Origin of the sequence: Marinobacter sp. MBR-99 (assembly GCF_040547575.1) — a bacterium.
GTDB lineage: Bacteria > Pseudomonadota > Gammaproteobacteria > Pseudomonadales > Oleiphilaceae > Marinobacter.
Genome location: NZ_JBEPPY010000011.1, coordinates 101,505 through 124,534, shown reverse-complemented (window position 1 = coordinate 124,534; position 23,030 = coordinate 101,505). Strand labels below are relative to the sequence as shown.

The window sequence follows — 23,030 nt, the reverse complement described above, 5'->3', positions numbered from 1 at the left end:
GTAAGCGGAGGGCCTTGCCAAAACACGCTCCTTCGGCACATCCCTGTGACGCTTGGGCTCCGCCATCCCTGGCTCCGCACAGTTTTGGCAAGGCCCTCCGCTTACTGGCTCAGCTAGGAGTCATCCTCACTCCGGTGCTGCTGTTCCCACAAATGAGCATAGTGACCACCCGCGGCCAGCAACTCGTTATGACTTCCGCTTTCGACAATTCTGCCACCGTCCATCACCAGAATCGTATTCGCGTCGCGGATGGTGGATAACCGGTGGGCGATCACCAAGGTGGTTCTCTGCTGGCTGACTTCTTTCAATGCGCCGAGAATTGCCTGCTCAGATAGCGAATCCAGAGACGAGGTAGCTTCATCCAAGATCAGCAGCGGCGGGTTCTTGAGGATCACTCGGGCAATCGCCACTCGCTGTTTTTCGCCACCGGACAACTTCAGCCCCCGTTCGCCCACCTTGGTGTCGTAACCTTCCGGCAGGCTGTGGATAAAGTCTTCGAGGTGGGCCATGCGCGCGGCACGATAGACTTCTTCCTCGGTCGCTTCGGGTCGGCCGTAGGCGAGGTTCCGGTACAGGGTGTCGTTGAACAGCACGGTGTCTTGCGGTACCACGCCAATGGCTGAACGCAGGGAGTCCTGGGTGACTGACCGGATGTCCTGGCCATCGATACGGATAGCCCCCTGATCCACCTCATAGAACCGGAACAGCAAGCGGGCGAGGGTAGATTTGCCGGCACCGCTGGCGCCCACCACCGCCACGGTATGGCCGGCGGGGATGGTGAAGTTCACATCCTGCAGGATTGGGCGGTCCGGCCGGTAGGCGAAGTGGATATGTTCGAACCGCACCTCGCCGTTATCTACAGCCAGGGGTCTGGCATCCGCTGCATCCAGGATCTCCGGCTCATCACCCAACAGTTTGAACAACCGCTCCACGTTCACCAGGGCCTGGCGGATTTCCCGGTAAACGAAGCCCAATGCGTTCAGGGGGATGAACAGCTGGATCAGGTAGGCGTTGATCATGGTGAAGTCGCCCAGGGTGATTTCACCACTGGCCACTTCGCCTACCGCCATGGCCATGATCACGATCAGGGCCACGCCGATGATAAGCGCCTGGCCGGCGTTCAGGGTGGCCAGGGACAGGCGGTTCTTTAGCCGGGCCTTTTCCCAGTCTTCCAGGTCCTGGTCGTAAAGCTCGGCCTCGTAGCGTTCGTTGTTGAAGTATTTGACCGTTTCGTAGTTCAGCAGGCTGTCGATGGCCCGGGAGTTGGACTGATTGTCCCGGGCATTGGCCTCGCGCACGAACTTGGTTCGCCACTCGGTGATCTTGATGGAGAACACCACATACACCACCACGGCCACCAGAATGGCGAGGACGTAGCCGACGTTGAACACCACCAGCAAGATGGCTGCTACCAACAGGATTTCCAGGATGGTGGGCACAATATTGAATAAGGTGAAGCGGAGCAGGAAGCTGATGCCATTGGTGCCCCGTTCAATATCCCGAGCTAATCCACCGGTTTTGCGATCCAGGTGAAAACCCAGCTCCCGCCGGTGCAAGTGCTCAAATACCCGCAAAGACACCCGCCGCATGGCCCGTTCCGCCACCCGGGCGAAGACGGCATCCCGTAGTTCACTGAACAAGGTCGCGCCAAAGCGCAGGCTGCCATAGGCCACCACCAGCACTACCGGAATCCACAGCAGCATGTCGGCGCCGCGGTTCTGGTCGAGGTAGTCGACGATGTATTTCAGGGCGACCGGTGTGGCCACCGTGGCCAGTTTCGCCAGTACCAGCAATGACAGCGCCAGCACAACGCGGCCACGGAATTCCAGCAAATAGGGCCATAATCCAGAAATGATCGACCAATCGGGTTTGTGGTCGGCAGGGTAGTCGTTGTCGGCGTAGGCGCGCACTCTGTCTTCCTTCGGTTTCGGAGAAGTCGAACGCACGGGTGGGTGGGCCTGCCAGGACACGCTGTAGATACATCCATGTACGCTCGGCAAAAGCCATCCCTGGCTTTTGACGGTCCTGGCAGGCCCACCCACCCGCACGCTCTTACGTAGCTGTATGATAGGTCTTGTCAGGAGAACAAACCGTATTGAAGCTGGAGTCTACAGCAGCTAACACCTTGGAGGCACATTATTAACACTCGTCACCGTAAGGCCCTGAAACTCGTCATAGAGTTTATCAGCCCCTACCGCAGCGCCGTGGCCGGGGCACTGCTGGCACTGGTCATCACTGCCGGCATAACCCTGGGTTTGGGCCAGGGCCTGCGTATTCTGGTAGACCAGGGCCTCGCCACGCAATCACCGGAAAATCTCGCCAAAGCCATCGGTCTGTTCTTCATCCTGGTGCTCGGCCTGGCCTTTGGTTCGTTTGCCCGATTCTACCTGGTGTCCTGGATTGGCGAGCGGGTGGTGGCGGATATCCGCAAGAAAGTATTCAACCACCTGATTGATCTGCACCCCGGCTTTTTTGAGCAGAACCGGGCGCTGGAAATCCAGTCACGGTTTACCGCCGACACCACGGTGCTGCAATCGGTTATTGGCTCCACTGTGTCTATTGCCCTGCGCAACACGCTGATGCTTATCGGCGGGTTGATTCTGCTGTTTGTCACCAATGCCAAGCTGGCGGCCATCATCCTGCTGGGTTTCCCCCTGGTGATCGCGCCGATCCTGTTCTTCGGGCGCCGGGTTCGGCAGTTATCCCGGCTCAGCCAGGATCGGGTAGCGGATGTGGGCAGTTATGTGGGGGAGAACCTCACCCAAATCAAAACCGTGCAGGCGTTCAACCACCAGCCCCACGACCGGCGGTTTTTCTCAGAAGTGTCCGAGAAGGCTTTTGACATTGCCCGCGAGCGCATCCGGCAGCGGGCGTGGCTGACCACGCTGGCGATTTCCCTGGTGATGGGGGCGGTCGGCATTGTGATCTGGATCGGTGGGCTGGATGTGATTTACGGCCGGATATCCCCCGGCGAACTGGCGGCGTTTGTGTTCTACAGCCTGCTGGTTGGCGTAGCGGCGGGCGCCATCAGTGAGGTGATTGGCGAACTGCAACGGGCTGCGGGGTCGGCGGCCAGGCTGTTTGAGCTACTGCAAACCGAACCGGCGTTTGTGCGGGACGGGGCAAACCGGTCGTTTGCCGGGCCGGTTACCGGTGAGATTACCATCGAGCATCTGGGCTTCAGCTATCCGGGCCGGCAGGCCCTGCCGGCGATCTTGGATCTGTCGCTGCATATCCGGCCTGGAGAGACTCTGGCACTGGTTGGTCCCTCCGGTGCTGGAAAGTCTACTCTGTTTGACTTGTTGCTGCATTTCTACCAACCAGATTCCGGGCGGATCCTGATCGACGGGGTAAACACCGCCGATTTGTCTTTGGAAGCGCTAAGACGCTGCTTTGCCCTGGTACCCCAGAACCCGGCGTTGTTCCATGGCACCGTGGCGGACAACATCCGCTATGCCCGGCCCGACGCCGAGCAATCCGAGGTAGAGCAGGCAGCGCGGATTGCTCATGCCGATGAGTTTATCCAGGCACTGCCAAAGGGTTACGACACGCCACTGGGCGATGCCGGACTGGGGCTGTCAGGCGGGCAGAAGCAGCGCCTGGCCATTGCCCGTGCGCTGCTGGCGGATGCACCAATTCTGTTACTGGATGAAGCCACCAGCGCTCTGGATGCCCAGAGCGAGCACCTGATCCAGCAAGCCATGCCGGCACTCACTGCCGGGCGTACCACGCTGGTGATTGCGCACCGTCTGGCAACGGTGAGAGACGCCGACCGCATCGCGGTGCTGGAGCAGGGTCGGCTGCTGGCCGTCGGCAGCCACGACGAACTGATGCGTGATAATGAACTGTATCAACGCCTGGCCAGACTCCAGTTCCGGGACACAGACACCTGAGTGCCCCATTGGTCGGTTTGTGTGTTGGGTGCGTACTCCCTACACTGTTAAAAGAATTTCTCAATCCTGAACCAGGGAGAACAGCAAAGTGAGCAACAAAGAATTGCAGGCACTCAAAGAGCGATACGTCGCCGCGGGCGCAGCAAGCCCCAATGATCAATTTGCAGACCACGCCCTGAATGCCGAAGTCTGGGACGCAGACGGCAAGCGCATGATCGATTTCGCCGGCGGTATCGGTGTACTGAACATTGGCCACCGGCACCCGAAAGTGGTTGAGGCGGTTAAAGCCCAGCTCGACAAGCTGATGCACACCTGTCAGACGGTAATGCCCTATGAGGGCTACGTGAAGCTGGCACAGAAACTCAGTGAAGCGGTTCCAGTCAAGGGACATGGCAAGGTCATGCTGGCTAACTCCGGTGCCGAAGCACTGGAAAACGCAGTCAAGATTGCCCGTGCAGCCACTGGCAAGAATAACGTCATCTGTTTTGATGGTGGCTACCACGGCCGCACCTTCTTCACCATGGCCATGAACGGCAAAGCCGCCCCTTACCAGACCTCCTTCGGCCCCATGCCCGGCCTGGTCTATCGTGCGCCGTACCCGGTGCCCTACCATGGCATTACCGAGGAAGACGCCCTGCGGGGTCTGGCAATGACCATGAAAGCCGATTCCCCGGCCCACGAAACCGCCGCCATCGTGCTTGAGCCAGTTCTGGGCGAGGGTGGTTTTTACCCGGCACCGACAAGCTTCCTGAAAGCCATTCGCAAGATCTGCGATGATAACGACATTCTGATGATCGTTGACGAGGTACAGAGTGGCTTCGGCCGCACTGGCAAACTGTTCGCCATTGAACACAGCGGCGTTGAGCCAGACATTATGACCATGGCCAAGTCCATGGCAGACGGTATGCCGATCTCTGCCATCGTTGGCACCGACAAGGTGATGGACTCCTCTGGCCCGAATTCCCTCGGCGGCACCTACACCGGCAGTCCCACTGCCTGTGCAGCCGCTCTGGCGGTGTTTGATGTGATCAAAGAGGACGACATTCTCGGCAAGAGTCAGCGTCTGGGTGAGAAACTCCGGGCACGGTTTGACCAATGGCAGGAGCAGTTTACCCACGTGGATAACGCCCGCAACATGGGGCCGATGGCCGCGTTTGAACTGGTGGAAAGCAAGGAATCCCACAAGCCCATGCCGGAGCTGGTCGCCGCGATAACCAAGAAAGCCAAGGAGAAAGGTCTGATACTGCTTAGCTGCGGTATGTACGGCAACACTCTGCGGTTCCTGATGCCAGTCACCATTGAAGATGAGGTACTGGAAGAGGGCCTGAACATTGTTGAGGAATGCCTGAAGGAGGTGGGTGCCTGATATTGGCGCTTTCGTTCAGTTCCAGAGAGCCGGGCTTGTGCCCGGCTTTTTTTTTGTCTTCTGGTATCGGGATCAACTGACATCACCTGGTGTTAAAGGCATTCGAATCAGCGCCGGCGAGGGCGCGGAAACTGGATTCAAGCCATTATCCAATCTGGTCCGGTAGCTTCTGAGTCCGGTTACGTTCGGCCTTCAATTCGTCGTATACTGCCGGAAGCTCTTTCCGGCAGTGCCTTTTAAGGCGCCTGCCGTCGATTCATCGATAGGCGGTAACCATGACGTCCCAGACTAACCCTTCCATTCCCGACCACAAACCCAGACCGTGGATTGACCTTCTGGTCAGTATCATCATTCCCTCGGTCATTCTGATGAAGTTCAGTGGTGACGAGCACCTTGGCAGTGTCAACGCGCTGATCATCGGCCTGGCGTTTCCTCTTGGCTGGGGATTGTTCGAACTCATCCGTTACCGCAAGAAAAACTTCATCGCCCTGCTGGGCCTGATCAGCGTTGGCCTGACTGGCGGTATCGGGTTACTGGAGCTGGATGCCGGCTGGCTGGCCATCAAGGAGGCGGCGGTGCCTGCGGTGATTGGTCTTGCGGTATTGATATCCACACGGACCAAGTACCCACTGGTACGAACGCTGCTGTACAACCCGAACATTCTGGATGTGGATAAGATCCACGCCTCGCTGGAAGAGAAGGGCTGTGTTGACGAGTTCGAGGCGCGGCTGCTCAACGCCAGCTATTTCTTTGCCGGTACCTTCCTGTTCTCCTCGATCATGAACTATGTGCTGGCCAAGTGGATCGTGGTCAGCCCCTCGGGCACTCAGGCGTTCAACGAAGAGCTCGGGCGAATGACCCTGGTGAGCTATCCCATGATCGCCATTCCTTCAATGATCATGATGATGCTGATCTTCTACTACCTTTGGCGCACCATCCGCCGCCTGACCGGGTATACCCTGGAAGAGGTGATGGCTCAGCACCTGGTGGAGAAGGAGAAAGAGAAAGAACAGAAACGCGCGGAATCCTCGAAGTAATCTCTCGGAATAAAAATTCCTGACTGATAACAAAAAACGGTGGCCCCGTTGGGTGCCACCGTTTTTTTTATGCCAGTCTGTCAGTGTGATTACACGTCCAGATTGGTCACTTCCAGGGCGTTGGTCTGGATGAAGACCCGGCGCGGCTCTACGTCATCACCCATCAGGGTGGTGAAGATCTGGTCGGCAGCGATGGCGTCTTCAATGGTGACCTTCATCATGCGGCGACTTTCCGGGTCCATGGTGGTTTCCCACAGCTGTTCCGGGTTCATCTCACCCAGTCCCTTATAGCGCTGGATATTGAGACCACGCTGGGCCTCTTTCATCAACCAGTCCAGTGCCCCTTCAAATGACAGCACGGCCTGTTTGCGCTCACCACGCTGTACGTAGGCACCTTCGTCAATCAACCCTTCCAGGGTCTCACCCAGGCGGGCGATCGCCTTATAGGAAGACGACTCGAAGAAGTCGTGACTGAAGACATGCTCATGGGGAATGCCATGCACATAGATGGTAACCATCGGCAGGTAAAGACCCCGCTCTTCATCCCGGGTGACCGAGAACACATATTTGGTGCCGGTACGGGTATCCAATTCCAGACCATCGCCCAGATGGGTTACCCACTTGGCAACAGCGGCTTCGTCTTTCAGCTGTTCGGGCTTGAGAGTGGTGTTGTACACCATTTGCTGCAGTACCTTGGCAGGGTACGCCCGTGACAGACGTTCAATCATCGCCATCACCGCCTGGTAGTCCTTGACCATGGTTTCCAGGGCGGAATCCTTGATCGCCGGAGCCTCCGGGTTCACATACAGCTGGGCGCCGTCCAGGGCGGTCTGGGTGAGGTAGGCTTCTTTTGCCTTCTCGTCTTTCAGGTACTGTTCCTGCTTACCACGCTTGACCTTGTAAAGCGGCGGCATGGCAATGAACACGTGGCCGCGCTCGATGATTTCCCGCATCTGGCGGAACAGGAAGGTGAGCAGCAGGGTACGGATGTGCGAACCATCCACGTCCGCATCGGTCATGATGATGATCGAATGGTAGCGCAGTTTGTCCGGGTTGAACTCTTCCCGACCAATACCGCAACCGAGCGCGGTAATCAGGGTTCCCACCTCCGCAGATGACAGCATCTTGTCGAAGCGGGCTTTCTCCACGTTCAGGATCTTACCTTTCAGGGGCAGGATGGCCTGGGTTTTTCGGTCGCGACCCTGCTTGGCACTGCCACCCGCAGAATCACCCTCCACGATAAACAGTTCAGACAGAGCCGGATCTTTTTCCTGGCAGTCCGCCAGCTTGCCGGGCAGGCCTGCAATGTCCAGGGCGCCTTTACGGCGGGTCATGTCCCGGGCCTTGCGCGCAGCCTCGCGGGCGCGGGCTGCCTCGATCATCTTGTTGACGATCAGCTTGGCTTCATTTGGCTGTTCCTGCAGGTATTCTGCAAAGCTTTGGTACAACTCCTGCTCGACGGCTGTTTTCACTTCCGAGGAAACCAGCTTGTCCTTGGTCTGGGAGGAGAATTTCGGGTCTGGCACTTTAACGCTGATGATGGCGGTAAGGCCTTCCCGGGCGTCGTCACCGGAGGTGGCTACTTTGGCCTTTTTGCCCAGGCCTTCATGATCGATGTAGTTGTTCAGGGAACGCGTCAGGGCAGCACGGAAGCCGGCAAGGTGCGTACCACCGTCCCGCTGGGGAATGTTGTTGGTGAAACAGTAGAGGTTTTCCTGGAAGGCGTCGTTCCACTGCATCGCCACCTCGACGGAAATACCGTCCTCCCGGTCACGGTTAAAATGAAATACCCGGTTGATCGGCGTCTTGTTGGTGTTCAGGTGTTCTACGAATGCCCGCAAACCACCTTCATACTCAAACACCTCTTCCTTGCCACTGCGCTCATCGGTCAGCCGTATGCGCACACCGCTGTTCAGGAATGCAAGCTCGCGCAGGCGCTTGGCGAGGATATCGTAGTGAAACTCGATGTGGGTAAAGGTTTCCGGTGAGGGGATAAAGTGCACCTTGGTGCCAGAGGCTTCTGTCTCACCAACCTCTGCCAGGGGTGCATTGGGCACGCCATGGGTATAGGTCTGCTCGTAAACCTTCCCCTCACGACGGATGGTCAGGGTCAGGGTAGAGGACAGGGCATTTACAACCGACACACCCACACCATGAAGACCACCGGAGACCTTGTAGGAGTTATCATCAAACTTACCGCCGGCGTGCAGAACGGTCATGATAACTTCAGCGGCGGAAACACCTTCTTCTTCGTGGAGATCCACCGGAATGCCCCGGCCATTATCTTTGACGCTGACCGACTCGTCAGGGTGAATGATTACGCCAATCTCGGAACAGTAGCCCGCCAGAGCCTCATCGATGGAGTTATCCACCAACTCAAAGACCATGTGGTGCAAGCCGGTGCCATCATCGGTATCCCCGATGTACATGCCCGGGCGCTTGCGCACCGCATCCAGTCCTTTCAGGACCTTGATACTGGAGGAATTGTAATTCGATTCGCTCATTAATGAGACTCCTGAAGGTGATAACGGCCGGGTTCAGCGGAAAAGCGAACAACGCCGCCGCTCCCTGTGCCGATCTATTCTTCCGTCAATTTTCCATGTTCCACGTGGAACATTCTGTATTCAGGTGCATCACGGTCGCCCCAAAGCACATCAGGTTCCGGGTGCTCAATAGAGGTGATAAACACCTGACAACGCAAATCCTGAAGCTTGTGCGCCAGTGTGATCCGATGGCGCACATCCAGTTCGGCATTGATATCGTCCAGCAGAAACGTTACCTGTTTACCGAGGTCGCTCAATACCTTTCCCTGGGCTATTTTCATCAGAATAACCAAGGTCTTCTGTTGCCCCCGGGAAAAGGTTTCCGCGACCGGGCGACCGCCAAACTTGAGCCGGATATCCGCTCGATTGGGACCGTACAAGGTGTGCCCCATCCGGCGTTCCTGCTCCCGGTGGCTCGCCAATACCTCAACCAACGAGTGGGAACGATCCCAACCTGGATAAAACTCAAGTTTCAGGCCATCCGTCCAGCTGGCGTCCAGTTCCTGAAGCACCGCCTCAAACGCCACTTTGAACTTCCTGAAAACCTGCTCCCTGATATCACTCAGGGATTCCGCCAGGGCGCCGAACTGACTGTCCCAGACCCGGAGCAGCGATTCGTCCAGTCTACCATTTCTGAGCGTTTGATTCCGCTGTGATGTCACTCTCTGGCACTGTTGCCACATTACCGAAAAAGAAGGTTCCACGTGGAACACTAACCAGTCGAGAAACTGTCGACGTTTTCCGGGACCACCGGCCACAATGTCGAATACCCCCGGGTCAATCACCGACACAGGCAGATGCATAGCCAGGAAGGACAAACTGCGTACAGCTTCGCCATCAACCCTTAACGCTGTTTCCTTGGCAGATACATCCCGGGATATCCCCAGCCGATGGGCGATACCCTTGCTGCCATCCGCCGAAGTACTTTGGTCCTCATTGTTGCTGAGCCCACTGTCCAGAGCGCCAAACACCGTTAACTTGCTGTGGCCATGGCTGACCACGGCCTGATGCCGGCTCACCCGAAACGATCGCCCCAAGCCAAGGTAGGCGATGGCTTCCAAGGCACTGGACTTACCGCTGCCGTTAGCGCCGTACAACAAATTAAAGGAAGGTGAAAAACCGACAGGGTCCGGCGCCAGGTTTCGGAAATTCTGGGTCTGGAGTTTCACAAGCGCCATAAAGGAGGAATTCTCATCACCGGGGTCGGAGCACAAAAAAAGGCAATGCCGGAACGCGACATTGCCTTAGTGTACAAGATGCGTGGCGGCGACGCTCGTTAATGGAGCATGGTCAACCGTTCATCCATAAACACATCCATCTCCGGTGCCAGGATATGCACATACCGATCGAAATAGAGGAACTGTTTCAGCAACAGCGCAAATTCCCGGGGAAAGTGCAGGCCATGGCTTTCGCCCACCTTGACCATATCCATCAGTATGTTGTTGACGTCATCTTCCGCCTGACCCATTTCATAGGGAACGTCGTCCGGGACCATCCGGTCCATCTGGCGATACAGGCGTTGAAGATCTGAGGAGAGTTCATTCACCTGCACGGTGCGGCGGGTGACCCCAATCCGGATCATGGCATCGGCCATGCCATCGAAGTTACCCACCATAATGGCGGAGATAAAATCGCTCACCGCCTGCCAGGTATCCGGCCGGATACGCCCGACAATACCAAAATCGATAAACCCGACGCGGCCATCTTTCAGCACCATCAGATTGCCAGCGTGCACATCCGCGTGGAAAAACTCACACTGGGTCAGGCTGGCGAACCAGGTGTTCATGGCGGTGATCAGGGTACGTTCGGGATCCTTGGAAAAACCGCGAATGCTGTCGAGATCCGTCAGCGGAACGCCGTAGAAACGCTCCATGGTCAGCACTCTGCGAGTACTGCACTGTTCATACACCCGTGGCACGGTCGCGTCGTCGTTATGGGTATTCAACAAGAATTCCCGGAACACCTTCAGATTATTGGCTTCCTTGATGAAGTCGCATTCCTCCATCATGGTCTGCTGAATTTCTTCAACAATGCCGGACAGGGAGGTCCAGGACAGCTTTGGCGCCAGGGTTTCCAGAATCCGCGCCGACAGGTACAGGAAGTTAAGGTCGGTCAGCAGAATGTTCTCCACGCCCGGCTTCTGAACCTTGATCACCACGTCTTCACCGGTCACCAGTTTCGCCGCATGCACCTGTGCGATCGATGCGGACGCCAAAGCGACCGGATCAATTTCCGAATACACCTGATCAATCGGCCGACCCAGCTCTTCGCGAATAATTCGCTTGATCACGCCAAACGGAAGACTGGGAGTTCTATCAAGACAATACTGAAACTCTTCCACGTATTCTTTTGGAAAGAACGTAGGGGAGCTCGCAATAAACTGGCCAAGCTTGATGTAAGTAGCCCCAAGGTTCTCAAACGTCTGGCGCAGCAGTTTCGGGGTAGGGGGGCGATCCCCCCGAACCCAGTTCAGACCAGTCCGGCCAAGCACCGACAGTGTCTGACCAACCCTGAAAGCACCTTTGATTCCGTTCGTTACGGCACCCATTAAATTCCTCCGGAAAGATTACAGCCGCATCGGCATGACCACATACAGGCAGCTGTTGTCGTTCTCTGCTTCGATCAATGCGCTGCTGTTGGGATTGGACAGGGTAATCTTCACCTGTGCCTCATCCAGCGCATTCATCACGTCAATCAGGTAGCCTACATTAAAACCAATCTGAAGGGATTCGCCCTGATAATCCACTGGCAGTGCATCTTCGGCCTGTTCCTGGTCCGGGTTGTTGGCGAATACCTGCAACTCGCCCGGTGCCAGGTTCAAACGCACGCCACGAATGTTCTCGTGAGACAGAATACCGGCTCGCTGCAAGGTGTTCTTGAGGGTGGACCGATCGGCAAGTACCACTTTATCCCCACCCCGGGGAATAACCCGGTTGTAGTCCGGGAACTTGCCCTCAATCAGTTTGGAGGTAAACGTGTAGGCTCCGACTGTCGCACGCAGGTGGTTATCACCAATGACCAGGGTGACCGGCGATTCCACATCGTCAAGCAGCCGGGCCAGTTCAAGCACACCTTTTCTGGGCACAATCACCTGCCGTGGTTCAGGACAACCGGTTTTCAGGTCGGAATGCGCCATGGCCAACCGGTGGCCATCGGTCGCCACCACCCGCACATGGCCACTGTCAACTTCCAGCAACAGACCGTTAAGGTAATACCGAACATCCTGCTGTGCCATGGCAAACGCCGTGGCGTCCAGCATACGGCCGAGTTCTTTCTGCGGCAGCTCCAGGCGAAAACTTTCCGGCTCGTCTTCCACATTGGGGAAATGCTCAGCCGGCAGGGTCGACAAGGTAAAATGAGAATTGCCGGCGCGCACGTGCAGCCGGTCGCCTTCCAGCGCCAGATCGATCGGGGCTTCATCACCCAGTGCCCGACAGATATCTGACAGCTTCCTGGCCGGTACCGTGATCCTGCCCGGTTGGTCCACATGGACCGGCGTTACCCGCCCGACCAGCTCAACTTCCATATTGGTACCGGTGAGTGTCAGAGTGTTGTCTTCAGCTTCCAGCAACACGTTGGACAAAACCGGCATGGTCTGTTTCTTTTCCACAACGCCAGCAATGCTTTGCAGGGGAGTCAGAAGGGATTCACGGCTTATGGTCAGTTTCATGGCACTCGGCTTCAGTTGTCGGAAGTGAATGTTGTTGGTTGATGCCGCCCGGTCAGGTGGTCAGCAATCGCATAAAGTTCTGGTAGTCCTCACGGATTCCAGGGTCCGTTTCCTGGAGCTCCACAATCTTTTTACAGGCGTGCAACACCGTGGTGTGGTCCCGGCCGCCAAAGGCATCACCAATCTCCGGCAAGCTGTGATTGGTCAGCTCCTTGGCCAGCGACATGGCCACCTGCCGAGGCCGGGTGACCGTCCGGGTACGGCGTTTGGACAATAGATCGGCCACTTTGATCTTGTAGTACTCCGCCACCGTGCGCTGAATGTTATCGATACTGACCTGCTTTTCGTGCAGCGCCAGCAGATCCTTCAGGCTTTCCCGGATAAATGGCGGGGTAATCTCAGAGCCAGTGAAGTGAGCATTCGCTATCACCAGACGAAGCGCGCCTTCTAACTCTCGTACATTAGAGCGAATCTTCTGGGCAATAAAAAATGCCGCCTCGCTGCTCAGTTTCACGTTGGCCTGCTCAGCCTTTTTCATCAGGATGGCAACGCGGGTTTCCAGCTCTGGTGGCTCCACCATTACCGTCAGGCCCCAACCAAACCTGGACTTCAGGCGTTCTTCCATGTCCACGATTTCTTTCGGGAACCGGTCGCACGTCACAATGACCTGCTGGCCCCCTTCAAGCAACGCGTTAAAGGTGTGGAAAAACTCTTCCTGGGAACGTTCTTTGCGGGCAAAAAACTGAATATCATCAATCAGCAAGGCATCCACCGAGCGGTAGTAACGCTTGAACTCATTAATAGCATTCAGCTGAAGCGCCTTGACCATGTCGGCAACGAAGCGTTCAGAGCGCAGGTAAGCAACCTTGGCCTTGGGATTACGACGAACGATTTCGTTACCAATGGCGTGCATCAAGTGAGTTTTACCAAGACCGACGCCACCGTACAGAAACAGCGGGTTATAGGCGCCACCGGGGTTCTCTGCCACCTGCATAGAGGCCGCCCGGGCCAACTGGTTGGACTTACCCTCTACAAACGTCTCAAAGGTAAAGGTCTCATTCAGAAAACTCTGGTGCTTGATATCACCTTCCACCTGCACCGGCCTGCGCTCACCATTAACTTTCTGCGCGCTCCGGCTGACACCGGCAGACGTAGAACCTGCAACAGTGGCCGCTACACTCTTTTCTTCCTCTGTTACCCGCTGTCCGGTTTCCTCGGTAAGGTTCGCCTTCGGCTCGGCCACTGACCGCACCACCGGTTCACTTTCCCGGGGTGCAGACCCCACCTTCATCTGAACCCTGGGCGCCTGGCCACCGTTAAGGTCTTTGAGTACTTCCTCTATACGGCGCAGATACTTTTCGTTCACCCAGTCCATAACAAAGCGGTTTGGCGCAAACAGCATCAACTGCCCCTCTCGGAGATCCGACTGAAGGGGTCTTAACCAGGTATTGAACTGTTGCGCGGGAAACTCATCCCGGAGTACTTCAAGACATTGATGCCACATACTGTTAGGCACGACCGCCCGCTCCCGAAACCTGACTGTTCTCACATCGGAAAAGGCTTTTCCCGACGCTCAAGGTGACCCCGGATTCTACCCCGCCGCGGCCCGCAGTAAAAGGCCAACAATCACTGTCATAAACAGCCTGTGGAAACATTTCTCCTTTTCATTCATAAGGTTCCAAACCTATCTACAGGCTTGTGTACAGAAACGCCCTGAAAAAAAGTTACCCACAGGTCCTTGTGCACAGACCGTCATCAACCCTGTGTGAAACCCTTGGACCAAACCATGAATAACTCAAGCCTCATTCGGAACACCGGGTTATTCACAATTCCACCGGGTCTCGTCCACAGGGCTCATTGCCACCTGTCACCGTACTTGTCATTCATTCAACTCTCTGTTGTAGATGAAAAAAATAGACTTTCCCACAGAAAACATGGTGCCTAATAACAGTAATAAATAATCTTTGAAAGAATTTAAAAAAGACCTATAGATTCTATTAGCCAGCACCTCGGGTATTACCCATACCGAAAAATTCACTTCCCAAGTGCACAATCATTGAACTTACAGGCAGATTTGACTAGAATGCCGCTCCTGTTTTGGCTGTCTATTTTCCAGCCAACGACCAATGTCCATTGACGAATTTGTGAGAACATCACCATGAAAAGAACATTCCAACCGAGCGTCCTGAAGCGCAAGCGTGTTCACGGCTTTCGTGCCCGTATGGCAACCGCTAACGGCCGTAAGGTAATCTCTCGTCGCCGTGCCAAAGGCCGCGCACGCCTGTCAGCGTAACTTGATGTTTGCCTCATGAAGGCCTTGACGTTTCCGAAGTCACACAGACTGTTGCGGCCTTCGGACTACAGCAAGGTCTTCGATGATGTGCAGCTGAAAGTTCCGCACAGGAATTTTCTGATCCTGGCAGCTCCAAATAATCTGGGCCACGCCAGGGTCGGACTTATATTCTCCAAAAAGAATCTCAAACTGGCGGTCCAGAGAAACCGGATAAAACGCCAGGTACGAGAAACTTTCAGGCATCAGACGGATCTACCGGACCTCGACATTATTGTTCTTGGTCGGCAAGGACTCGCTCAACTGGATAACGCCTCAGTCAAATCGTCGCTTAACGATCTTTGGCGCCGTCTCAGAAAGAAGTACCATCAGTCCTCAGTTGATCAAACAACTGTGAATTCAAAAGGTACGGGTTAATGCGACAGATTCTGCTACTGCCTATCCGGTTCTATCAGTACGCTATCAGTCCCATGATGGCCAGCCATTGCCGGCATTTCCCAACATGCTCCCAATACGCAGTTGAAGCCATTCAACAGCACGGAGCAGCCAAAGGTTCCTATCTGGCAACCCGCCGATTGTTAAGGTGTCATCCCTGGGCCGAAGGCGGTTATGATCCCGTACCGGGCACAGAGCCCCAACATTCTCCGACCAACACTCAAACCAGACACTAACGTTTATGGATATTCAACGCATCGTTTTGTTTGCCGGCCTGGCTATTGTCAGTTATCTGATGGTGCTTGCCTGGAATGAGGACTACAACCAGCCCCGTACTGAACAGGTCACCCAGGTAGAAACTTCCGGGTCAAACGGATCTGCGGATGATATGGTTCTGCCGGAAAGCACTTCCCGGACAGGCGAGGAATTCGTCACGCCGGAAACGGGCGAACTCCGGTCCACCACAGCGGACGGTGAACAAAGTGTCAGCGATCAGTTCATCACTGTTGTGACCGATGTACTGGAGCTCACCATCGACCGTGTAGGTGGCAATGTCATTGCCAGCTCTCTGCTTCAGTACGATGAATCGCTAGACAGCGGACAACCCTTGACCCTTCTGACCAACACTCAGAATCGCACCTACATCCTGGAAAGTGGCTTGATTGGTCGCAACGGCCCCGACGGTCGCAATGCGGGCCAGGCACCGGTTTACCGGGCAGAAGCGTCCCGTTTTGAGCTCACCGACGGCCAGGATGAACTGATCATTGACCTCAAACTGACCACAGAGGATGGCGTTGATATCATCAAACGCTACCGTCTTGCCCGGGACAGCTATGAGATTGATATTCGTTACCTGATCACCAATCAGTCCGATTCCGACTGGCAGGGCAACTTTACCGGCAAGATTGTCAGGGACGAGGCTCCAGATCCAACCTCCCAAACCACCATGGGTATCAAGGCGTATCTTGGCCTGGTCATCAGTACTCCTGATGATCCTTATGAAAAATACGATTTCGGTGACCTGAGCAAGCAACGGGTCAACGAACCGGTCACCAATGGTTGGCTGGCGTTCCTGCAACACTACTTCATTACCGCCTGGGTTCCCGACCAGGATAAAACCGCCCAGTTCCAGACCACCCGCCGGGATCATTTGCATGTGATGGGGTTTGTCTATCCGGCAACCGCGGTCGCCCCCGGGCAAACGGTTGAGGTGGGTGCCACCGCCTACGTCGGACCCAAGATCATTGATCGTCTGGAGGCCCTGGCCCCTAACCTGGACCGGACCGTTGACTTTGGCTGGCTGTTCTTCATCTCCCTGCCGCTGTTCTACATCCTGGAATGGTTCTATGGCCTGGTGGGTAACTGGGGTGTCGCCATCATCCTGCTGACCGTTCTGGTAAAGGCTGTGTTCTTCCACCTGTCTGCAACCAGCTACCGTTCCATGGCTAAAATGCGGGCTGTGGCCCCGCAACTCACTCGCCTTAAAGAACTTTATGGTGATGATCGCCAGCGTATGTCCCAGGAAATGATGGCCCTGTACAAGCGGGAGAAAATCAATCCGCTGGGTGGCTGTTTACCGATTCTGGTACAGATGCCGGTATTCATCTCACTCTACTGGGTATTGTTCGAGAGTGTGCAGCTTCGCCACGCGCCGTTCATGCTGTGGATCAACGATCTGTCCCAGATGGATCCGTTCTTTATCCTGCCAATTCTGATGGGCATCAGCATGTTCATCCAGATGAGCCTGAACCCGACACCGCCCGACCCCATGCAGGCGAAGATCATGAAGCTGATGCCACCAGTCTTCACTGTGTTTTTCCTGTGGTTCCCGGCTGGTCTGGTTCTGTACTGGCTGGTGAACAACATTCTCTCGATCTCCCAGCAGTGGTACATTACCCGGAAGATCGAAACAGAGATGGCAGGCAAGAAACACTGAGTTATCAGTTGTACTGACCTGGCAAAGGCTCCCTTGTGGAGCCTTTGTCATTTCTATTCAGGGAAAAAACCATGCAGGCAACCACAGACACCATTGCAGCCATCGCCACAGCACCGGGCCAGGCGGGTGTGGGTATTGTTCGCGTTTCGGGGCCAAAAGCCCTGGATATCGCCCGGAGCATACTCGGCTATGAGCCCAGGCCCCGCTACGCTCATTACGGTCCCTTTCGAGACACCAGCGGCGAACTGATCGACGAAGGCATCGGTCTGTATTTTCCCAACCCCAACTCGTTCACCGGTGAAGACGTGTTCGAATTGCAGGGCCATGGCGGCACGGTCATCCTGGACATGCTGTTGCGTGAAGTCTGCAACCTCGGCGCCCGCCTGGCCCGGCCCGGCGAGTTTTCCGAGCGGGCCTTCCTCAATGACAAACTTGACCTGGCCCAGGCCGAAGCCATTGCCGACCTGATTGAAAGCAGTTCCGAGCAGGCGGCCCGCTGCGCCGTGCGTTCCATGCAAGGGGTATTTTCCCGGCGCATTGATGACCTGGTCGATGCGGTGACTCACTTGCGTATCTACGTGGAAGCGGCGATCGATTTTCCGGAGGAGGAAATCGATTTTCTCGCCGACGGCAAAGTGGCGGTCGATCTGCAAGGTCTGCTGCAACAGGTGGAGCAGATCCTGTCGGAAGCCCAGCAGGGCACCATTCTGCGGGATGGCATGAAGGTGGTGATTGCCGGTCGTCCCAATGCCGGAAAATCCAGCCTGCTCAATGCCCTGGCCGGCCGTGAAGCGGCCATTGTCACCGCCATTGAAGGCACCACCCGGGATGTCCTGCGGGAACATATCCACATTGACGGCATGCCGTTGCACATTATCGATACCGCCGGCCTCAGGGACAGTCCGGATGAAGTGGAGCAGATCGGCATCGCCCGGGCCTGGGATGAAATCCGCCAGGCAGACCGCATCCTCTTGATGGTGGATGCCACCACCACCGATAAAACCGAACCCCATGAAATCTGGCCGGATTTTATTGACCAGCTACCAGCCAGCGCCCCGGTCACGGTGATCCGCAACAAGGTGGATTTGTCGGGAGAACCCGTGGGCATCAGTGCCGAACCGAACCAGACCGCGCCAGTCATTCGCCTTGCGGCAAAAGCAGCAGACGGGCTGGACATTCTTCGTAACCATCTCAAGGACTGCATTGGTTTTGCCAGTACCACCGAAGGTGGCTTCCTGGCTCGCCGCCGCCACCTGGATGCGCTGGAGCGGGCCAGGGACTCCTTGATTCAGGGGCAGACCCAACTGGAGGGTTATGGTGCCGGAGAACTCCTGGCGGAGGACCTGCGAGCAGCCCAGGACGCCCTGGGTGAAATAACCGGCCACCTCACGCCCGATGATCTGCTGGGCAAGATTTTCAGCAGTTTCTGTATTGGCAAGTAGTCAACGAACTAACGATTCCAATTTCAGGGACAGGTGCTTAATTAAATAGTTTTTATTATCAAATGAGAAGTAGTATCATTCGCTCCTGATTTTCAGTCTAGATCTTCAAGGAGTGACTCATGGCATTCAGGCCCTCAATTCTGGCCGCATCCGTTGCGGCTGTTACCGGCACCCTCTCGCTAAACAGTGTTGCCCAACCGATACAGCTGGACGAGCTGGTCGTCTCCGCCTCCGGCTTCGAGCAGAAAGTGACCGATGCTCCCGCCAGCATCAGTGTGATCAGCCAGCAGAACCTGCAACAAAGCCAGTTCTCCAATCTGGCGGAAGCCCTGGAAACTGTGGAAGGTGTGGATGTGCGCCAGAGCACCGGCAAGACTGGTGGGCTGAACATCAGTATTCGAGGCCTGCCGAGCGAGTACACCCTGATCCTGATTGATGGCCGCCGCCAGAATCCTCCGGGCAACGTCACTCCCAATGGCTTTGGTGATACCTCCACCAGCTTCATTCCGCCTTTGTCGGCGATTGAGCGTATTGAAGTGATCCGCGGGCCCATGTCAACGTTATACGGTTCCGATGCCATTGGTGGCGTGGTGAATATCATCACCAGGAAGGTGTCCGATGAGTGGAATGGCTCGGTCACGCTCGAGCACACCTTCCAGCAACACCGGGAATACGGCGATAACGGTAAAGCCAGTTTCTACACCAGTGGGCCGCTGATCGACAATCTGCTCGGGCTAGCAGTACGCGGCAGTGTGTTTGATCGATCGGCGGCCGATCTGAGTTTCGACGACGGTAGCGAGGCGCCCAAGCGGGGTGTCGCACCGGTGGATGGTCGTAACCATAACCTTGGTGCACGGTTGACGCTGGTGCCGGTTCAGGGGCAGGAGTTTTATCTGGATGCCGAACAGGGGCGCCAGGTTTACAACAATGACAGCTGTCAGTTGGGCACCCTCGATGGGCAGAACCGGGCCTGCAACGCTGACACCAACACCGCCAACGGCTATCGGGACGAGTTGCGGTTCAACCGCGACCAGGTTGCCCTGGGCCATACCAGTCAGCTTGGGTTTGGCACCTGGAGCAGTGATCTGACATATAACGTGACCGAAACCAAAGGCAGGACCATTCCGGGTACCATAGGTACGCCTTACGATGCGCCCTACCAGAATCTGATTGGCGGCCAGGATCGCAAGCTGGAATCGGAAGATACCGTGTTTGATACCCGGTTGGTGGCGCCGGTTACCAGCAACCACATCGTGACTCTGGGCGGCCAGTACAGAGATACGCGCCTTGAAGACGGTCTTGCCAGTACGACCTTCAAGCAGGATTCCTGGGCCGTGTTTGCTGAGGATGAATGGTATCTGAGGGATGATCTGGCTCTGACCCTGGGGGGGCGTTACGAAGACCACGATGCCTTCTCCGGCCATTTCACGCCCCGGGCCTATCTGGTGTGGAACACGTCACCCAGCTGGACCTTCAAGGGGGGCGTCAGCCAGGGGTACAAAACGCCGGATATCAATGACCTTCACAATGGCATCAACGGCGTCACCAGCCAGGGAGAGGTGCTGACCATAGGCACACCGGACCTGGAGCCGGAAAAAAGCACCAACTACGAGGTAGGGGCCTACTTCGACAACCTGCAAGGTTTCAAAGCCAACGCCACGGTGTTCTTCACCCAGTTCAAGGACAAGATCGACAGCGGTGCGCCGGTGACCATCAGTGGTGATCCGAGGATTCCGGACGGCACCTACGATCAGCTGGATAACATCGGCAAGGCTGAGACCCGGGGTATCGAGCTGGCGTCCAGCTGGCGCTTTGCGCCGGACTGGAGTATTCGCGGCAACTATACCTATACCGACACAGAGCAGAAGAGCGGTGACAACAAGGGCGCACCTTTGACCAACACGCCGGAGCATGTGGTGCATGCGCGGCTGAACTGGCAGGCTTCGGCACAGCTGGATCTCTGGTTGTCCGGCGAATACCGGGGTGAGCGTACCCGCTACCTGAAGAACCGGGACAATTTCACCGCCGAAGAAGCGGCTGTGTTTGACCAGGTGGGTGACCTTAGCGCCTACGCGCTCTTCCACCTGGGAGGCGCCTATAAGGCCAGTGAGCGGGTAAAACTCACCGCCACCATCTACAACCTGTTCGACAAGGAGTTCCTGTCTGGCAGCGAGTATTCTTATGTGGATAACAACGGCAATCAGGTGGATGCCTGGGCTTCGGATTATGTGTATATCTTCCGTGGTATGGCCAGCGGTGGAACCGTCGAAGAGGGCCGCCGCCTGTGGCTCTCCGCCACCGTCGATTTCTGAGTTATCCACAATTATCCACAACCCCAGGCCGCTGGCATTTACCTGGCGGCCTGGGCCACTTTCCTTACGAAAACAAACACTTTAGTTGTAAAACAACGTCAAAGCGTCCGGTAAACTCCGCTCCTGTCTATTGGTGCCGCCATCCTGGCGGTTTCACGCCCTTCGAGTTAAAGGAGATAACCTGTGCGTAACCTGCTGTACGTTACTGCGGTCGTTTTTGCCCTGTTTACGGCCCCATTGCCGGCCGTGGCGTCTGAGCGTATCTATATCTATACCGAGAACTTCCCTCCCTACAACATGAGTGCCACGGGTCGTGCCTTCGAGCATAACGAAGATGGCATTGATGGTCTGTGCACAGAAATGGTCAAGGCCATTCTCGAGCACTCCGGGCTGGATTACGTGATCAAGCTGCGCAACTGGGATTTCGGCTATAACCGTGCGCTGAACAAGAAGAATCATGGCATCTACTGCACCACCTACACGGAAAACCGGGCGTCCCAGTTCAAGTGGGTAGGGCCGCTGACCACCAACCTGTGGACGATTTTTGCCCCCCCAGGTACCGATTTGAAAATTGACAGTCTGGAAGATACCCGCGGCATGCTGTACGCCGGCTACCGTGGTGATGTGATGACCGAGTACCTGTTGGAGCGCGATTTCCGGGTATCAGCCATGGACAGCGATGACCTCAACCCCAAGCGACTGGAACTGGGCCAGGTTGATCTGTGGATTGCAGACCGGCTGGCGGGACCTTACTTTGCCTCTCAACAGGACGTTGAAGGCCTGGAACCGGTGTTTTCGTTCAATAACACCGAACTGTACCTGGCAATGAACCTCGAGACTTCAGAGGAAGCGATTCGCAAGCTGCGCCAGGGACTGGAGACCATTCGCAACAACGGGATGTACGAGGCCATCGAGACCAAGTGGGGCCTGTGACGCGCTCGGCGGATCTATGGAGACAGGGGGGAGCCACAGGCTCCCCTTTTTTGCGGATATAGCCTTAACCGGTTCTCCGCAAATCCGGAGTCGCCAGTGGCTTGAGGGCCCGGCTGTTGGTGCGGTTACCCAGAAATTCCGGTCTAGGCTTGTTGCCGCAGAAGGGCTGTTGCAACTGGTTTTCCACGCTGTTGTATACGAAGAACAGATTGCTGCGCGGCCAGGGCGACATATTGGCGTTGGATGCGTGCAAGGTGTTGCATTCAAAAATGATCAACGAGCCGGCGGGGCCCGTGGGTGCCTGGATACCGTATTGGTCCGCCATTTGCTGCAGGTCCCGGTGATTGGGTACGCCCAGTTCCTGCTTCTTCAGCGACGATTGGTAGTTGTCTTCCGGCGTTCGGCCGACACAGGGCACAAAGGTTTTGTGGGAACCCGGGATCAGCATCAACGGGCCGTTGAACGGTGTATTGTCGGTCAGGGCGATGGAGAAGCTGACCGCGCGCATGCGAGGCATGCCATCTTCGGCGTGCCAGGTTTCGAAGTCGGAATGCCAGTCGAACCCCTTGCCGTGAAAACCGGGTTTGAAGTTGATCCGGGACTGGTGGATATACGCCTCGCTACCCAGTAATTGATGCACCATATCGAGAATGCGACCATCCCGGGTCAGCCGGTCAAAACGGTCTGACAGTTCGTGAATACCAAAGACCGATCGAATTTCCTGTTTTCCCGGTTCGGTAATGGTGCCCTCGGAACGGAGAATGCTGTCGTCGTTTTCATAGGTGCGCAGATCGTCACGGAAACGTTTGACCGTGTCTGCATCGAGAAAGTTATTGAAAGCCAGGAACCCATCCCGTTCATAACGCGCCAGTTCGGTCTCACTTAGCGGACCTTCAGTACGGGCGTTTCCGGAGTTGTGGATAACCGGATCTCTTCGGTCAAATGCTGGAACAGGGCGTTCCAGTCGGGTGGGATAAAAGTCGTCAGCACGAGTTTCCATATTCGAACCTCCTTCTTTTATACACAGTATCGATCTGGTCAGGTCTTGCCCGGCTGTGGGAAAGCCTGAAAATACTATATTCCTCAAAAGGTTATTGGATTGATGCAAAGACTTGCACCAGAGAGGGTAAGGGCGGGAACCGGGATTTCAAGGCCCCGGTTCCGGAATAAAAA

At 56.0% G+C, this 23,030-nt stretch carries 17 protein-coding genes; 10 read left to right on the top strand and 7 right to left on the bottom strand.

Annotated features, from left to right (window positions below; translation table 11 throughout):
• Nucleotides 1-113: 113 nt before the first annotated feature.
• Nucleotides 114-1,910, bottom strand: coding sequence for an ABCB family ABC transporter ATP-binding protein/permease (locus tag ABIE59_RS11510; protein WP_354446988.1), 1,797 nt, complete (start codon nucleotides 1,908-1,910; stop codon nucleotides 114-116).
• Nucleotides 1,911-2,162: 252 nt separating this feature from the next.
• Here ABIE59_RS11510 and ABIE59_RS11505 point away from each other — a divergent pair, with 252 nt between their 5' ends.
• The 3 genes from ABIE59_RS11505 (at nucleotide 2,163) to ABIE59_RS11495 (ending at nucleotide 6,296) form a co-directional block, all read left to right on the top strand.
• Nucleotides 2,163-3,893 carry an ABC transporter transmembrane domain-containing protein gene (locus ABIE59_RS11505; RefSeq protein WP_354447031.1) on the top strand — a complete coding sequence of 577 codons (1,731 nt, stop codon included), beginning with the start codon at nucleotides 2,163-2,165 and terminating at the stop codon, nucleotides 3,891-3,893.
• Nucleotides 3,894-3,981: 88 nt separating this feature from the next.
• Nucleotides 3,982-5,259 carry an aspartate aminotransferase family protein gene (locus ABIE59_RS11500; RefSeq protein ID WP_354446986.1) on the top strand — a complete coding sequence of 426 codons (1,278 nt, stop codon included), beginning with the start codon at nucleotides 3,982-3,984 and terminating at the stop codon, nucleotides 5,257-5,259.
• 275 nt (nucleotides 5,260-5,534) lie between these two features.
• Complete coding sequence (locus tag ABIE59_RS11495; protein ID WP_354446984.1) at nucleotides 5,535-6,296, top strand: VC0807 family protein; 762 nt, start codon at nucleotides 5,535-5,537, stop codon at nucleotides 6,294-6,296.
• A gap of 89 nt (nucleotides 6,297-6,385) precedes the next feature.
• Here the strand turns inward: ABIE59_RS11495 and gyrB are convergent, their stop codons facing one another.
• From gyrB to dnaA, 5 genes are all read right to left on the bottom strand, one after another.
• The gene (gene gyrB, locus ABIE59_RS11490; protein ID WP_354446982.1) at nucleotides 6,386-8,800 is read right to left on the bottom strand and encodes a DNA topoisomerase (ATP-hydrolyzing) subunit B; all 2,415 of its coding nucleotides are present in this window, start codon (nucleotides 8,798-8,800) and stop codon (nucleotides 6,386-6,388) included.
• Between the two features lie 74 nt (nucleotides 8,801-8,874).
• A complete protein-coding gene (recF, locus tag ABIE59_RS11485) occupies nucleotides 8,875-10,017 on the bottom strand; it encodes a DNA replication/repair protein RecF (protein ID WP_354446980.1) in 1,143 nt (380 codons plus the stop codon).
• 98 nt (nucleotides 10,018-10,115) lie between these two features.
• The gene (locus ABIE59_RS11480) at nucleotides 10,116-11,387 is read right to left on the bottom strand and encodes an ABC1 kinase family protein (protein ID WP_354446978.1); all 1,272 of its coding nucleotides are present in this window, start codon (nucleotides 11,385-11,387) and stop codon (nucleotides 10,116-10,118) included.
• A gap of 18 nt (nucleotides 11,388-11,405) precedes the next feature.
• Nucleotides 11,406-12,509: a DNA polymerase III subunit beta gene (gene dnaN, locus ABIE59_RS11475; protein WP_354446976.1), complete on the bottom strand. Its 1,104-nt coding sequence runs from the start codon at nucleotides 12,507-12,509 to the stop codon at nucleotides 11,406-11,408.
• 52 nt (nucleotides 12,510-12,561) lie between these two features.
• Nucleotides 12,562-14,025, bottom strand: coding sequence for a chromosomal replication initiator protein DnaA (dnaA, locus tag ABIE59_RS11470; RefSeq protein ID WP_354446974.1), 1,464 nt, complete (start codon nucleotides 14,023-14,025; stop codon nucleotides 12,562-12,564).
• Between the two features lie 642 nt (nucleotides 14,026-14,667).
• Between dnaA and rpmH the strand changes: the two genes are divergently transcribed.
• The 7 genes from rpmH to ABIE59_RS11435 all read left to right on the top strand — a co-directional run bounded on the left by rpmH (nucleotide 14,668) and on the right by ABIE59_RS11435 (nucleotide 21,857).
• Nucleotides 14,668-14,802 carry a 50S ribosomal protein L34 gene (gene rpmH / locus ABIE59_RS11465; RefSeq protein ID WP_008172542.1) on the top strand — a complete coding sequence of 45 codons (135 nt, stop codon included), beginning with the start codon at nucleotides 14,668-14,670 and terminating at the stop codon, nucleotides 14,800-14,802.
• Nucleotides 14,803-14,817: 15 nt separating this feature from the next.
• A complete protein-coding gene (gene rnpA, locus ABIE59_RS11460) occupies nucleotides 14,818-15,216 on the top strand; it encodes a ribonuclease P protein component (protein ID WP_354446970.1) in 399 nt (132 codons plus the stop codon).
• Entirely contained in the window at nucleotides 15,216-15,470 is a 255-nt protein-coding gene (yidD, locus tag ABIE59_RS11455; protein WP_354446968.1) for a membrane protein insertion efficiency factor YidD, read from the top strand. The genes rnpA and yidD overlap by 1 nt, the downstream gene beginning before the upstream one ends.
• Before the next feature lie 5 nt (nucleotides 15,471-15,475).
• Nucleotides 15,476-17,170 (top strand): membrane protein insertase YidC, encoded by a 1,695-nt coding sequence (gene yidC / locus ABIE59_RS11450; protein ID WP_354446966.1) that lies wholly within the window; start codon nucleotides 15,476-15,478, stop codon nucleotides 17,168-17,170.
• A gap of 71 nt (nucleotides 17,171-17,241) precedes the next feature.
• Nucleotides 17,242-18,612 (top strand): tRNA uridine-5-carboxymethylaminomethyl(34) synthesis GTPase MnmE, encoded by a 1,371-nt coding sequence (mnmE, locus tag ABIE59_RS11445; protein ID WP_354446964.1) that lies wholly within the window; start codon nucleotides 17,242-17,244, stop codon nucleotides 18,610-18,612.
• A 119-nt stretch (nucleotides 18,613-18,731) separates the two neighbouring features.
• The gene (locus tag ABIE59_RS11440) at nucleotides 18,732-20,924 is read left to right on the top strand and encodes a TonB-dependent receptor domain-containing protein (RefSeq protein WP_354446962.1); all 2,193 of its coding nucleotides are present in this window, start codon (nucleotides 18,732-18,734) and stop codon (nucleotides 20,922-20,924) included.
• 183 nt (nucleotides 20,925-21,107) lie between these two features.
• The gene (locus ABIE59_RS11435) at nucleotides 21,108-21,857 is read left to right on the top strand and encodes a substrate-binding periplasmic protein (RefSeq protein WP_354446960.1); all 750 of its coding nucleotides are present in this window, start codon (nucleotides 21,108-21,110) and stop codon (nucleotides 21,855-21,857) included.
• Nucleotides 21,858-21,921: 64 nt separating this feature from the next.
• Here ABIE59_RS11435 and thpD read toward each other — a convergent pair whose 3' ends face one another.
• Complete coding sequence (gene thpD / locus ABIE59_RS11430; protein ID WP_354446958.1) at nucleotides 21,922-22,857, bottom strand: ectoine hydroxylase; 936 nt, start codon at nucleotides 22,855-22,857, stop codon at nucleotides 21,922-21,924.
• Nucleotides 22,858-23,030: the final 173 nt, after the last annotated feature.

What these genes read in the sequence shown, in the direction of transcription:
- ABIE59_RS11495 (WP_354446984.1), top strand. Translation starts at nt 5,535, where the DNA reads ATGACGTCCCAGACTAACCCTTCCATTCCCGACCACAAACCCAGACCG.
- gyrB (WP_354446982.1), bottom strand. Translation starts at nt 8,800, where the DNA reads ATGAGCGAATCGAATTACAATTCCTCCAGTATCAAGGTCCTGAAAGGA.
- recF (WP_354446980.1), bottom strand. Translation starts at nt 10,017, where the DNA reads ATGGCGCTTGTGAAACTCCAGACCCAGAATTTCCGAAACCTGGCGCCG.
- ABIE59_RS11480 (WP_354446978.1), bottom strand. Translation starts at nt 11,387, where the DNA reads ATGGGTGCCGTAACGAACGGAATCAAAGGTGCTTTCAGGGTTGGTCAG.
- dnaN (WP_354446976.1), bottom strand. Translation starts at nt 12,509, where the DNA reads ATGAAACTGACCATAAGCCGTGAATCCCTTCTGACTCCCCTGCAAAGC.
- rpmH (WP_008172542.1), top strand. Translation starts at nt 14,668, where the DNA reads ATGAAAAGAACATTCCAACCGAGCGTCCTGAAGCGCAAGCGTGTTCAC.
- rnpA (WP_354446970.1), top strand. Translation starts at nt 14,818, where the DNA reads ATGAAGGCCTTGACGTTTCCGAAGTCACACAGACTGTTGCGGCCTTCG.
- yidD (WP_354446968.1), top strand. Translation starts at nt 15,216, where the DNA reads ATGCGACAGATTCTGCTACTGCCTATCCGGTTCTATCAGTACGCTATC.
- yidC (WP_354446966.1), top strand. Translation starts at nt 15,476, where the DNA reads ATGGATATTCAACGCATCGTTTTGTTTGCCGGCCTGGCTATTGTCAGT.
- mnmE (WP_354446964.1), top strand. Translation starts at nt 17,242, where the DNA reads ATGCAGGCAACCACAGACACCATTGCAGCCATCGCCACAGCACCGGGC.
- ABIE59_RS11440 (WP_354446962.1), top strand. Translation starts at nt 18,732, where the DNA reads ATGGCATTCAGGCCCTCAATTCTGGCCGCATCCGTTGCGGCTGTTACC.
- thpD (WP_354446958.1), bottom strand. Translation starts at nt 22,857, where the DNA reads ATGGAAACTCGTGCTGACGACTTTTATCCCACCCGACTGGAACGCCCT.